The organism is Haloarcula salinisoli (genome assembly GCF_019599405.1).
Classification (GTDB): Archaea; Halobacteriota; Halobacteria; order Halobacteriales; family Haloarculaceae; genus Haloarcula; species Haloarcula salinisoli.
Map to the genome: position 1 here is coordinate 210,376 of NZ_RKLQ01000002.1, position 13,047 is coordinate 223,422.

General features: G+C 67.2%; 13 protein-coding genes. 1 reads left to right on the plus strand and 12 read right to left on the minus strand.

What is annotated here, in order from left to right; genetic code table 11:
* Positions 1 to 527: 527 nt before the first annotated feature.
* From argF to EGD98_RS10235, 12 genes are all read right to left on the minus strand, one after another.
* Complete coding sequence (gene argF, locus EGD98_RS10180; RefSeq protein WP_220588268.1) at positions 528 to 1,427, minus strand: ornithine carbamoyltransferase; 900 nt, start codon at positions 1,425 to 1,427, stop codon at positions 528 to 530.
* A gap of 2 nt (positions 1,428 to 1,429) precedes the next feature.
* Positions 1,430 to 2,485 (minus strand): [LysW]-lysine hydrolase, encoded by a 1,056-nt coding sequence (locus EGD98_RS10185; protein WP_220588269.1) that lies wholly within the window; start codon positions 2,483 to 2,485, stop codon positions 1,430 to 1,432.
* Complete coding sequence (locus EGD98_RS10190) at positions 2,482 to 3,609, minus strand: aspartate aminotransferase family protein (protein WP_220588270.1); 1,128 nt, start codon at positions 3,607 to 3,609, stop codon at positions 2,482 to 2,484. Before EGD98_RS10190 ends, EGD98_RS10185 begins: the two co-directional genes overlap by 4 nt.
* Before the next feature lie 49 nt (positions 3,610 to 3,658).
* A complete protein-coding gene (locus EGD98_RS10195) occupies positions 3,659 to 4,495 on the minus strand; it encodes an acetylglutamate/acetylaminoadipate kinase (RefSeq protein ID WP_220588271.1) in 837 nt (278 codons plus the stop codon).
* Positions 4,496 to 4,513: 18 nt separating this feature from the next.
* The gene (argC, locus tag EGD98_RS10200) at positions 4,514 to 5,551 is read right to left on the minus strand and encodes an N-acetyl-gamma-glutamyl-phosphate reductase (protein WP_220588272.1); all 1,038 of its coding nucleotides are present in this window, start codon (positions 5,549 to 5,551) and stop codon (positions 4,514 to 4,516) included.
* Positions 5,548 to 6,444 carry a lysine biosynthesis protein LysX gene (gene lysX, locus EGD98_RS10205; RefSeq protein WP_220588273.1) on the minus strand — a complete coding sequence of 299 codons (897 nt, stop codon included), beginning with the start codon at positions 6,442 to 6,444 and terminating at the stop codon, positions 5,548 to 5,550. Before lysX ends, argC begins: the two co-directional genes overlap by 4 nt.
* Positions 6,445 to 6,495: 51 nt before the next feature.
* Positions 6,496 to 6,660 carry a lysine biosynthesis protein LysW gene (gene lysW, locus EGD98_RS10210; RefSeq protein ID WP_220588274.1) on the minus strand — a complete coding sequence of 55 codons (165 nt, stop codon included), beginning with the start codon at positions 6,658 to 6,660 and terminating at the stop codon, positions 6,496 to 6,498.
* Positions 6,661 to 6,822: 162 nt separating this feature from the next.
* Positions 6,823 to 8,316: an argininosuccinate lyase gene (gene argH, locus EGD98_RS10215; protein ID WP_220588275.1), complete on the minus strand. Its 1,494-nt coding sequence runs from the start codon at positions 8,314 to 8,316 to the stop codon at positions 6,823 to 6,825.
* A 4-nt stretch (positions 8,317 to 8,320) separates the two neighbouring features.
* Positions 8,321 to 9,577: an argininosuccinate synthase gene (locus EGD98_RS10220; protein ID WP_220588276.1), complete on the minus strand. Its 1,257-nt coding sequence runs from the start codon at positions 9,575 to 9,577 to the stop codon at positions 8,321 to 8,323.
* A gap of 433 nt (positions 9,578 to 10,010) precedes the next feature.
* Positions 10,011 to 10,742 carry a DUF7345 domain-containing protein gene (locus EGD98_RS10225; RefSeq protein ID WP_220588277.1) on the minus strand — a complete coding sequence of 244 codons (732 nt, stop codon included), beginning with the start codon at positions 10,740 to 10,742 and terminating at the stop codon, positions 10,011 to 10,013.
* Positions 10,743 to 10,745: 3 nt separating this feature from the next.
* A complete protein-coding gene (locus tag EGD98_RS10230; RefSeq protein WP_236039457.1) occupies positions 10,746 to 11,510 on the minus strand; it encodes a DUF7096 domain-containing protein in 765 nt (254 codons plus the stop codon).
* A gap of 133 nt (positions 11,511 to 11,643) precedes the next feature.
* Positions 11,644 to 12,702 carry a helix-turn-helix transcriptional regulator gene (locus EGD98_RS10235; protein ID WP_220588278.1) on the minus strand — a complete coding sequence of 353 codons (1,059 nt, stop codon included), beginning with the start codon at positions 12,700 to 12,702 and terminating at the stop codon, positions 11,644 to 11,646.
* Between the two features lie 88 nt (positions 12,703 to 12,790).
* On the opposite strand from EGD98_RS10235, the gene EGD98_RS10240 reads away from it, so the two are divergent.
* Positions 12,791 to 12,979 (plus strand): DUF7554 family protein, encoded by a 189-nt coding sequence (locus tag EGD98_RS10240; protein ID WP_220588279.1) that lies wholly within the window; start codon positions 12,791 to 12,793, stop codon positions 12,977 to 12,979.
* Positions 12,980 to 13,047: the final 68 nt, after the last annotated feature.

The following is a 13,047-nucleotide window of genomic DNA, read 5'->3' on the forward strand; positions in this document are numbered from 1 at the left end:
CCATTAGTATAAGATATTTTATTTTTATACAGTGTCAGTATGGGCGGGCAGCCTGCTGACCGCATGTGGAACCCGTGCTCTCGCACAAATCGCCCTGACAACGAGACTAGTCCTGCTCCGACAGAAACGCCAACAGTCCCTTCTGGGCGTGCAGCCGGTTTTCGGCCTGGTCCGGCACCCACTTTTTCCGCGTCGGGTGTGCTCACTGGCTCACGGCTCCGCCGTTCCCCATCCGCGGTCGCAAGCGACCACGATTCGTTCGCACACCACTCGCGCAAAAACTTGGGGAAAAGGCCGCTCGCTGCGCTCGCGATGCGATTCCTGCTCCGCGGTTCACTGCGTTCGCCGTCGTCGGGCGGCTTTGCGTCCCTCTCCGTTCCGCTTCGAGGAATCTCACTCAGTTCTATTCCTCGCTACGGCTCCACGGGTCGCTCCGCTCCCTGTTTCGCTTCGATGCAGTTCGCTGCGCTCACTGCATCGCGCTGCTCGCGGGTCGTTCCTCCCCGCTGCGCGTTGCCCGCGGAACCTCACTCCGTTCGGTTCCGCGCCAGCCACGCCAACAGTCCCTTCTGGGCGTGCAGCCGGTTTTCCGCCTGGTCCCACACCACCGCGTTCTCGGACTCGATGGCGTCGTCGGTGACCTCCTCGCCGCGGTGGGCGGGCAGGCAGTGCATCAGTTTGCGGTCGCCAAGCAGGTCGGTCGTGACCTGGAAGCCGTCGAACTCCGCGAGTTTTGCCTCGCGTTTGTCCTCCTGGCCCATGCTGACGAAGACGTCAGTGTACACCACGTCGGCGCCGTCGACGGCGGCTTCGGGGTCGTGGGTCGTCTCGGGGGCGGTGCCGAGCTCGCCAGCCCGGTCGAGCACGTCGTCGTCGACCTCGTACCCCTCGGGCGTGGCCACGGTGAGGTCGAGGTCGACCATCGCCGCGCCCAGGACGAACGACTGGCAGACGTTGTTGCCGTCGCCGACCCAGGCCACGGAGACGTCGTCGAAGCCGCCGAACTGTTCGCGCACAGTCAGCAGATCCGCGAGCGTCTGGCAGGGGTGGGCGTCGTCGGTCAGGGCGTTGATGACCGGGACGTCGCTGTACTCGGCCAGCCCCTCGACGTCCTCGTGGTCGTAGACGCGAGCCATGATGAAATCGACGTACCGCGCCAGCGCGCGGGCGGTGTCCTTGACCGGCTCGCCGTGGCCCAGGTGGATGTCGTCGGGACCCAGGAAGATGGCGTGACCGCCCAGCTGTGTCATGCCCGTCTCGAAGGAGACACGGGTGCGTGTCGAGGGTTTCTCGAATATCATCCCCAGCGTCTGCTGGTCGAGCAGGTCACTGGCGTCCTCGCCGTCCGGACCCTTGATGGCGGCAGCGCGGTCCAGCACGGCGGTCAGTTCGTCTGTCGTGAGGTCGTCGACGTCGAGTAGGTGCATGGTTACAGCAGGCGTTCGGTCACGTCCGTGAGGACGCTCACCGCGCGGTCGTACTCCGCGAGGTCGATGTGTTCGTTGGGCGCGTGGTCGAGGTCGGAGTCGCCGGGCCCGTAGGTCACCATCGGGCAGTCCCAGGCCCGCGCGTAGACGTTCATGTCGCTGGTCCCGGTCTTCCGGAGCAAGGTCGGGTCGCCGTCGTGGTCCCGGATGGCCGCCCGGAACGCCCGCGCGACGCTGGTTCGGGGGCTCTGCATGACGGGTTCGACCTTGTCGTCCCAGTTGACGGTGCCGTTGCCCAGGTGGCCATCGGCCATCTCACGGATTTCGTCGGTCGAATACTCCGGGGGCACCCGGAGCTGGACCTGCATCGTCGCCTCGACGGAGAGGCCGTCATCGGAGGTCCCACCGCGGAAGTCGACGGGCTTGCAGGTGACCCGTTCGAAGACGGGGTGCCACTCGTCCTTGGCGAACTCGTCTTCCACCGCGGCCCACCAGTCTATCGCGTCCTGGATGGCGTTGTTCTCCGGGCGCGAGGAGTGGCCGGACTCGCTGGTGGCGACGTAGGTCCCACCGAGCAGGCCCCGATAACCCAGCGTGATACCCTCCCAGCCGGAGGGTTCGCCGTTGATGACGGCGTCGGGCTCGCTCTCGCGGTCTTCGACGAGATAGCGACCCCCTGTGGAGTCGACCTCCTCGCGGACGACGCCGACGAAGGAAGCGCCGGTGCGGACGGCGGCGACGGCCATCGAGCAGAGCGGCCCCTTCGCGTCGACGGAGCCACGGCCCCACAGCACCTCGCCGTCGTCGGTCTCCTCGATGCGGACCGGAATGTCGCCCGGGACGGTGTCGATGTGCGACGTGAGGAGCACGCCGTCGTCCGCGGGCGCGCGGACGTTGCCGACCTCGTCTATCCACACCTCGCGGTCGTGAGCGTCGAAGAACGCTTTGAGCCGTTCGGCGGCCTCGCCCTCGTTGCGCGAGACCGACGGGATTCGGACGACGTCTTCCAGCAGTTCGCGGGCCTCGCCGTCGGCCTCGGTGGCGACAGCCTCGCTCATCCCACGACCTCCGTCATCGCTTCGACAACCTCGTCGGCATGTGACTCTTCGATGGTCAGGGGCGGGAGCAGGCGCACGACCGTTCGACCGGCCGGCAGCGCGAGGATACCGTGGTTCAGCGCGAGTTGCTTGAGCGCCTTGTTCGCGCCGCGGCCCACCTCGACGCCTATCATCAGACCCTCACCGCGGATGTCCCGGACCTCGTCGCCGATAGCGGCTTCCAGTTCGGTCTGGAGGTACTCGCCCATCGCGGCGGCGTTCTCGGGGACATCGTCCTCGACGATAGTCGAGACGGTCGCGCCGGCGGCCGCGGAGATGACCGGGCCGCCGGAAAACGTCGAGGCGTGGGAACCGTAGTTCTCCGCGATCCAGTCCCGACACAGCGTCGCGCCGATGGGCAGACCGTTGCCCAGCCCCTTGGCCGACGTTATCATGTCGGGGGCGACGTCGGCCCGCTGGGAGTTCCACAGCGCTCCCGTTCTACCCATCCCGGTCTGGACCTCGTCGAAGATGAGCGCCGCGCCGGCGTCTTCGGTAATCTCGCGGGCCGCTTCGAGATAGCCCGGCGAGGTCGGGTTGATGCCGCCTTCGCCCTGGACGGGTTCGACGATGAACGCCGCGGTGTCCTCGTCGACGGCCTCGTCGAGTGCGTCGGCGTCGTCGTAGGGGACAAACTCCACGTCGCCGATGAGCGGCTCGTAGGGCTTTTTGTACTTGTTCTTCCAGGTGGTCGCGAGCGCCCCCATGGTGCGGCCGTGAAAGCCCTGCATCGTCGCGACGATCTTCGAGTTGCCCGTCGCCGAACGCGCGAATTTGAGCGCCGCTTCGTTGGCTTCGGTCCCCGAGTTGCAGAGCCAGGTCTTGTCGATGGGGTCGGGCGCGGTGTCCGCGAGCAGGTCGTACAGCGCCGTCCGCTCGGCGTTGGGGTAGGAGGCCTGCACGTAGGTTATCTTCTCCAGTTGCTCGGCGACGGCCGATTGGACGGCCTCGTGGCCGTGGCCCAGCGGGACACACGCGTACGAAGCGCCCATATCGAGGTATTCGGTGCCGCTGTCGTCGTAGACGTAGGCGCCGTCGCCGCGTTCTATCTGAATCGGCTTCTCGTTGAAGACGAAGCCGCTCACAGCGACGCACCTCCGGCCGTCGCGCCGTCGACACGTGTCGTGTGCACAGTCATTGTTCCTCCGTTACAGCCCCGGCCTTGATATGTGTCCCGTCACCGTCCAGCGCAGACAGAATCGGCTCGTCGGCGTTGGCGTCGGCGACGACGACCTCGGGCGAACCACCCGAGAGGGCCTCCTCGGCGGCCATTATCTTCCGGCCCATGAACCCCTCGGCGGCAGCTTCGAGCGCCTGCCAGTCGTCGCTCGTCTCGACGGATTCGATGAGTGTATCGGGGTCGTCCGGGTCTTCGTAGACGCCGGAGACGTCGGTCAGCAGGACGAGCGTGGCGTCGAGTTCGCCCGCGATGGCCGCAGCCGAGCGGTCGGCGTCGGTGTTGACCGGGATGATTTCGTCGTCATCTTTGCCGGCCATCGGCGGTGCCACAACGGGCGTGTAGCTATCCCCGAGCAGCGACTCCAGGAGGTCACCGTTGACCTGCTTGATGGTCCCCGAATGGTCACCCCGGCGAATCTTCTTCTTGCCGTCCTCGACGACGCGGACGGCGGACTTGCGGGGGCCATACAGCAGTTTGCCGTCGACGCCGTTCAGTCCGACGGCGTCGACACCCTCGCTCTGGAGCCCGGCGACCAGCTGGGTGTTGAGGTGACCGAAGGCCATCTCGAACACCTCCATCGTCGTCTCGTCGGTGAAGCGGCCGACGACGCCGCTTGGCGTCTCGACGTACTCCGGTTCGATGCCGAGCCGTTCGAGCGTCTCGTCGACTTTGGTGGAACCGCCGTGAACCACGACGACCTCGTTGCCCTGTTCGACGAGTGATGCGACGTCCGCGAGGGCGCCCGCGGGGTCTACCGCGCGAGCGCCGCCGACTTTGATAACGACTGTCATGAAAACTTGGGTCAGGTGTTACGGTGCGCCGACGGGGTGGAGCCCCTGGAACTCCAGGCCCGCCGTCTCCTCGATGCCGAGCGCGATGTTGGCGGCGTGGACGGCCTGGCCGGCCGACCCCTTCATCATGTTGTCGATGGCGGAGAACACCACGAGGCGCTTGTTCCCGGGGTCGAGTTCGAAGCCGACCTCCGCGCGGTTCGTGCCCGCGACGGCCTTCGGTTCGGGGTAGCGGTAGACGCCGCCACCGCCCGAGACCAGTTCGACGAACGGTTCGTCTTCGTACTGTCCCCGGTAGGCGCCCCAGAGGTCGCCCTTGGAAACGGGGCCGTCGGGGAAGACGTGACAGGTCGCGCTCGCGCCCCGGACCATGTCGACGGCGTGGACGGTAAAGGAGACGTCGACGCCGAGGAACTGCTGAATCTCGGCCTCGTGGCGGTGGCCCGTCGGGGCGTACGGGCGGACGACGCCCGAGCGCTCCGGATGTGAGGAGGCCTCGCCGCCGCCGGCGCCGCCCTCGCTCGAGCCGACCTTCACGTCGACGACGATCTGCTCGTCGCCGGAGAGGACGCCGTGCTCGAAGAGGGGGAGCAAGCCCAGAATCGTCGCCGTGGCGTTGCATCCGCCCGACGCGATGAGGTCCGCACCCGCGAGGTTCTCGCGGTTCAGCTCCGGCAGCGCGTACTCCGAGTCGGCCAGCAGCTCCGGCCGGGTGTGGCCGTCGTACCACTCGTCGTACTGGGCCTCCGAGTCGAGGCGGAAGTCAGCCGAGAGGTCGACGACGGTGTCTGCGGCGTCCTGGAAGGCGTCTATCTGCTCCATCGAGACGCCGTGGGGCGTCGCCGCAAAGAGGACGTTGACGCTTTCGAGCTCTGCCGGGTCCGAGAAGCGCACCTCGGAGTGGCGCAGGTTCGGGTGGGTGTTCCCGATGGTCTTGTTCTCCTTCGAGCGGCTGGTGGCCTGGGCGAGTTCGAACTCGGGGTGGCCGTCGATGAGGCGAAGCAACTCGCCGCCGGTGAACCCGGAGCCGCCCACGACGCTGGCCGAGTATGTCATGCTGGTGTCTCTGGGCCGCTCCCGCTTTGTGCCTTCGATTCGAGCCAGTCGACGACCTCGCTGGGTACGTCCACGTCGCTGACGTCGTTGAGGGCCTTGAACTCGACGGTGTGGTTGACTTCGTGGACCGTGTAGTCCTCGAACTCGCCGCTCTCTTCGTCGACCCCTGTTTCCATCAGGTCGATACCCAGAAGACCGCCGCCGACTGCCGCGCTCGCCTTCTCGACCAGTTCGAGCGCGCGGTCGTCCAGTTCGAAGGTGTCGGTCTCGGCGCCCTTCGCGGCGTTGGTGAGCCAGTGGTCCGACGACCGGACCATCGCGGCGACCGGCTCGCCGTCGACGGCCAGCACGCGGATGTCCCGGCCGGGCTTGTCGACGAACTCCTGGACGTAGAATATCTTGTGCTCGTAGTGGCCCAGCGTCTCCTTGTGCTCCAGGATGGCCTCGGCGGCGTCGCGGGAGTCGATTTTCGCCATCAGGCGACCCCAGGAGCCGACGACGGGTTTGAGGACACAGGGGTAGCCAAAGTCCTCGATGGAGTCGAGGGCGGCGTCTTTCGTGAAGGCCACGTCCGTATCCGGCGTCGGGACGCCAGCCTCGACTAAGGCGAGGCTGTTCTTGACCTTGTCCGCACAGACCTCGGCCACGTCGGGGCCGTTGACGACGGGCACGTCGTAGGCCTCGGCGAACTTCGTCGCGTAGACGCTGCGAGAGGTCGATAAGCAGCGGTCGACGACGATGTCGAGGTCCGAAAAGGAGTCGGGGGCCTCGCTGATGTTGAACTGCTGTTTGCGAACGTCTATCTTCGTGATATCGTGGTCGCGCTCGCGCAGTTCCGAGAGCAGGAGCTTCTCGTCCTTGCGGATACGCGAGTAGAGGAGTCCGATGTTCATGCTGTTGGCTCCGTGTGCGTCACGGCGGCGCCGCGCGCCACCGCCACCACCTCACTCACCCCAGTCCTCTTCGAGCTCGGGGGCGCTGTCGAGCTCGACGGGGTCGGTACCGATGACTTCGAGCTCGGCACCACAGGTCGCACAGTCGACGATCTCTCCGACTTCGAGGCTGTCGTGCAGGGAGACCTCCGCCCCGCACTCGATGCAGTCTGCCATTGTACCTCTCTCTCGCGGACGTATCTACTTAAAACCACCGAACCTATCAGATAAAATTACACACCCACACTCCACTCTAATGGCGTTAGAAGCCCTTCATCCGCACGTGTCTGGATTCTGTATCAGTTTTCTGGTATAATATCCCCGCGAGGGGGTCGTCGTTCAGACATACTCCTCGACCTCCGTCTGTAGACGGTCACGTGCGCCGGAGACCGTCGCCTCGGCCGCGTCGAGCTGTTCACTGTGGCTCGCCAACACGTCGTCGGCCGCCAAGAGCTGTGCCGCGACCGCCTCGGGGGCCGGGCCGCCTCTGGAGTCCCGCATCGCGACGCTCTCGGCGGGGTCCAGCGCGGCCTCGACGGCCTCGCGGTCGACGTACTCGGAGAGTGGGTCGCCCAGCACGTCCTCGGCGACGGCCGAGAGCGCGTCGTAGTCGGGGGCGTCCTCGTCGGGGTCGAGGTCGGCAGCGACCTCGGCAACAACCTCGTGTGCGGTGCGGAACGGCACGCCGGCCATCGCCAGCAGGTCCGCGACCCCGGTCGCGGTGGCAAAGCCCTCGGTCGCTGCGGCTTCGAGCCGGTCGGCGGGCCAGTCGGCCGTCGCCACCGCACCCGCCGCGACTTCGACGCTCTCCGTGACGCTGTCGATGGCGTCCCAGGCGTGGTGACCCGCCCGCTGCAGGTCGCGATTGTACGCGCGGGGCTGGCCCTTGAGGTTGGTCAGTAGCCCGTTGAGTCCCGCGGTCGCGTCGCCCGTGCGCCCGCGAACGAGCTCCAGCGTGTCGGGATTCTTCTTCTGGGGCATGATAGAACTCGTCGAGGCGTAGTCGTCGTCGAGTTCGACGTGGCCCTTGCTTGCCATCACGACGACGTCCTCTGCCAGCTGTGAGAGGGTCGTCGCCAGGCCGGCGACGGCGCCCGTCACCTCGACGAGGAAGTCACGGGTCGCCGAGGCGTCCATGGAGTTCTCCGCCACCGAATCGAACCCGAGCAGCTCCGCCGTGCGCTCGCGGTCCACGTCGAAGGGCGTCCCGGCGAAGGCGGCCGCGCCCAGCGGGTTCTGGTTGACCCGCTCGTAGGCGTCGAACAGTCGCGCCGTGTCCCGTTGCAGGGCCTGCTCGTAGGAGCATATCCAGTGAGCCACGGTCGTCGGCTGGGCGGGCTGGAGATGCGTATAGCCCGGCATCACCGTCTCGGTCTCGGCGCGAGCGACGTCGAGCAACTGCTCGCGGGCGCCCACGAGGGTCTCGAGGAGTTCGAGCACGTCCGAGCGCAGGCGGTAGCGGATGCAGGCCGCGACCTCGTCGTTGCGCGACCGGGCGGTGTGCATCTTCCCGCCCGACTGCCCGACGCGGTCGATAACCGCGCTCTCGATGGCCTCGTGGACGTCCTCGCCGTCCGGCAGTTCGCCGTGGCCCGCGTCCTCGATGTCGTCGAGGGCGGCCAGAATCTCGCCGGCGGTCTCCGCGCCGACGATGTCCTGCTCGACGAGCATCACCACGTGTGCGCGGTCGACGGCCAGGTCCGCCCCGAAGATGCGCTCGTCGTCGGAAAGCGAGGAGAGAAACGAGCGGGCGGGGCCGCCGCTGAAGCGGTCGCGGCGGACGGCGGTCTGGTCGCCGGCTGACCGATTGTCGGCCTCGTGCTCCTCGCTCATCTGATTATTCCTCCGAGTCGTGGTCGGCCTCGCTGCCACCGTCTGCGGCGGGCTTACCAGCTTTCACGTCTTCGAGGATGTCGTTGGCCAGACGGGACTGGAAGCCGTGGTACTTCGCGACGCCGGTGGCGTCCTGCTGGGTAATCCCACCGGTGATGGCTTCCTCGTCGAAGGACGCGGCGGACTCGCTGTAGACGGCATACTCGGATTCCCGGGAGACCGGGCGGCAGTGGCCGCCCTCCATCTTCACGGTCACCGTGCCGGTGACGCGCTCGTTCGTGTCGTCGATGAAGGCCTCCAGCGCGCCGGTCAGGGGCGCGTCGACGAGCCCCTCGTAGGCCTTCTGGGACCACTGCTGGTCGACCTGGGCCTTGAACTGGCGCTCTTCCTGCGTGAGGACGAGCCCTTCCAGCGCCTCGTGGGCGGTCAGGAGCACGGTCGCGGCGGGGTGTTCGTAGTTCTCGCGGACCTTGAGCCCCAGCATGCGGTCTTCCATCATGTCCGTGCGGCCGATGCCGTGAGCGCCGGCCTGCTCGTTGAGCTGTTCGACCAGCTCGACCGAGCCCAGTTCGTCGCCGTCGACGGCGACCGGCTCGCCGTCCTCGAAGGTGATCTCGACGAGTTCGGGGTCCTTGCCCGAGGGGTTCTCGGTCCACTTGTAGATGTCGTCGGAGGGAATCTCTGCGGGGTCCTCGAGTTCGGAGCCCTCGATGGAGCGGCTCCAGAGGTTCGTGTCGATGGAGTAGCGGCCGCCGTCGCCGCCCTCGACGGGCAGGCCCTGCTCGCGGGCGTACTCGTTCTCCCACTCGCGGGTCAGGCCGAGTTCGCGCACCGGGGCGATGACCTCCAGGTCCGAGTCGCGCCAGATAGCCTCGAAGCGCAGCTGGTCGTTGCCCTTGCCGGTACAGCCGTGGGCGATGCCGTCACAGCCCTCTTCCTCGGCGACCGAGAGGATGGCCTTCGCGATGACGGGGCGGGCGAGCGCGGTGCCCAGCGGGTAGCCCTGGTAGTCGGCGTTGGCCTTCACGGCCTTCAGGCAGAGGTCCGCGAACTCTTCTTTCGCGTCGACGACGTACTGCTCGACGCCGAGTGCCTCCGCGGTCTCCTCGGCCTCCTCGAACTCGTAGTCGGGCTGGCCGACGTCGACCGTGACGCCGATGACCTCGTCGTAGCCGTACTCCTCTTTGAGCAGCGATACGCAGACCGTGGTGTCGAGCCCGCCCGAGAAGGCGAGCGCGACGGTGCCGTTTCCGTCTGTCATAGATGGGTAGTGGATTCTTGCCGTGGTGTGACTGTCGGTTTACTGTGCGAAGGGGCGTTGTACCGATTTCCCGATTCTCGCCGAGTTCAAGTCGGCGATATCCGGGAATGGTTACAACGGCCCCTTCGACGCGCCGGACAGCCGGCCGGCCGTGATTTGAAGCGAAGCGAACCGTCGGGAGGAGAAGTAGTAGTGGGCCTAACGGAGGGCCCGCCGTCGGTTCCGTCGGTGCGTCGAGAAAGCGGCGGACCCGTCGCTGGCGGCGGCGAGCGCCCCAGTACCGACAGTCCGCGTCATGTATCAGCGACTACTGCAGGTCGCGTACAAATAGCTTCCGAGTCAGACAGAGCGTGTGTCGAGTTCCCACACGAGCGGTGGTCGAGTGGTTCCGGATGGCGCTGCCCCGGGGCAGCCCGGACTACACCACGGCGTCTCACCTGTGGCGGCCGGCTAGCAGTCCAGCCATAGCCAGTGCGGCGAGCGCCCCGACGGCACCGAACCCGGGGCCGCTCCCGCTTGTCGTCCCGCCCGTGGTCGACGTCGGGCTCGGCGCTGGCGTGCCGGTTGGCGCGGTCGTCGACGTGGCGACGATGCTGAGCCCGTCCAGCTCCGCGTCGGCCGCGTAGACGAGCCGACCGTCACTGTTGTTTGCCGGGCCGGGCGAGACGCTCGTCACCTGATAGCGCTCCGGGACGACGACGACGAGCTTCCGGTCGAGCGATTCGGTGCTGGCGAAGGGCTCACCGAACGTCAGCATCCCGTCTTCGGCCGCCGCGAGCCCCGCCCACGTGACCGAGAAGGTCGCGACGCCGGTCGCGTTCGTCCGCGACAGCGACAGCGAGCTGTTGGTCACGGCCATCTCGCGGTCGGTCCGCGCCGACGTGTCGTTTGCGAGCGAGCGCCAGCGGGCCGTCTGTCGCGCCGCGTAGGCGTCCCGGGCCGTCTCGTTGCTGCGGAGCTCGTCGAAGGCGGCCTGCTCGCTCTCGTCGTCCAGGTCGAACGTCGAGACGACCGTTACCGCCGCGTCACCGTCGGCAGCGATGTCGACAGTCAACGACTCGTCTGGGGCGTCACCGGTCTGGGCCGCACCGGCCGGCGCCACGGCCGCTCCGACCAGCACGGCCGCGAGCACAACACTCGTCAGCAGCGTCTGTCTGACACGCATTACCTAGGGTTGGGAGCCGGGGCTTGTAGTCTCATTGGCCGACTCGGTACCGTCCTGAGTGCCCGAGCGGTCGGTGTCGCCGGCCGTCGAGCCGTCAGTGTCGCCTCGGTCGCCACCGCTGGTCCGGTTCCCGTCACCCGCTTCGGTCCGGTCACCCGCGCCGCGGTCCGCGGCCTCGCCGGCACCGATGTTCTTGCCCGCCTTGTCACCAGCGATGGAACGGGCAATTTCGGCCGTCTCCGGACCGGTCAGGTTCGCCGCGCGGTCCGAGAGCGCTCGGATGGCGTCGACGTTGACGCCGTTTTCCTCGAGCGTCTCGGCGGGGAGTTCACTCGCCGTCTCGTTGGTCTGGTTGACGAGTCGCTGGGCGTTCTTGCTCTCGGCGTGGAGCGCGGCGACGCGGGACCGGTACTCGCCCTCGCTCATCGAGCCGTTGTCGCGGGCCTGTTCGAGCTGCTGGCGCCGCTGTTCGAGCTCGCCGAGGCGCTCGCTCGTCCGGTTGAGCTGGTCGGCCACGACGGCGGCCTTCGCGGCCGAGCTGTTCGCCCGGTCGACGCGGATGTCGTAGGCGCGTGAGTCGACTTCACCGTCGAGTTCCGCGTCACCGACGGCGACGACGGCGGCGAGCTGGGCGCCCGGGGCGGCGGTGTCGTTCTCGCTGGTCTGATTGGTCTCCGTTTCGGTCTGCTGTGCCATGACCATCGGCACGGCGGCCACGGTGCTCACCACGAGCAGGAGCGCCAGCACAGCGGAAGTGGGTCGTCTCATACAACCACTACTTGTCCCCCTACCAGTATATAAACAGTCGACGTTCACCCCGCTTTGACGCCGATTAAGCCGGATTAAACCGCACGAATGCGACGGGTTCAGCTGTGAGTGTCGATGAAACGGCGGTAGCTTTTTATTCGTCTTCTGACCCACCGTCCGCTCCGTCGGTCAGGTCCGTGTCCGGAAGGGTGACCACGTTCTCCCGCCCGATTCGGAACGTCTCCACGTCGCCTTCTTCACGGAGCCCGCCGATGACCTGGCTGGTCTTGGCGGCCGTCCAGTCGAGGTCGCTCGCGACCCGCTGTTGCTTGATTCGGCCGCCGTTCTCGCGGAGGAGTTTGAGCACCTGCTCCTCGTTGCTCAGTAGCTCCGCGGGCGGCGTGTCGGTATCCGAAGCCGCGCTGTCGTCGCCGCCCTCCGTATCGGCGGCCGCCACGGCGTCGTCAGCCCCGTCGGGCTCGTCGGCCCGGACGTACCGGTAGACGCCGTAGCCGGCGACGGCGAGAACCAGCAACGCCAGACCGAGGCCGAGCAGGCCCACCAGCGACGATAGCTGGCCCACGTCGTCCCCGAACGGCTGGGACTCGTTGGTGACGACGACCTGGGGCTCGTCCTCGCCGAAGGACTGGCGCCCGTGCCAGGTGACCGAGCGGGCGCCCTCTTCGTCCGGCGACGGCCGGACGCTTTCGGACCGGTACTCGGAGGGCCACTGCATCGTCAGTGACGTATTGCGGTCGAGATACAGCCCGGCGACGGCGTCACCGGCCCGGATGTGGGTGTCGTTGACCGCCGCGAAGTTCGTCCACCGGAACTCGTAGGTGACGACGCCGTAGGACTGGCCGACGCTCTCCTGGGAGGTCTCGACCGAGACATTGTCGATGGCCATCTCCCGACCGGTGGCGTTCTCGCCGGCCCGGGCGGTCCGGTTCATCCGGTCGCGGAACCGGCCGGTGTAGACCGACTCGTTCGCCCGGATGTCGGCCTGCAACTCCTCGAAGGCCTGGGTCTCGTTGTCGTCGGACAGGCGAACGCGGTAGTCGATAGTCCAGGCGGCGTCACCACTCGCCGTCACGTCGGCGGTCATCACGACCACGTCGGCGTCGACGGACTGCTGGGAGAAGGCGGCGCCGGCCGCCGTCGGCGCCAGTACCGCCAGCAACAGGACCGCCACGACCGCGCTCACTCGTCGCATTGTGCCCCGTTTACCTGCCACCAACTATAGGACTTGTTGCCACGGGCGGGCCACAAGGGGTTTGCCCGTTCCACGGAAACTGCCGGCAATGGCACGTGGCAAACTCGACGTCGACACGCTGTTGAAGATACTGCTGGTCCTGATCGTGGTCTGGATAGCGCTGGAGGTCGTCGGCGAGGTGCTCGGGCTGTTCGCGTGGCTGCTCGGCCCGCTCCAGCCCCTGCTCGGAGTCGTGCTGATTATCCTCATCGTCCTCTATCTGACCGGCCGGCTCTGAGCGGAGCCGCCGGCTCGGCGAGGGTCGGGAGACCCACGGCGTCTCCAGGAACTGAGCGGGCTCTTTTT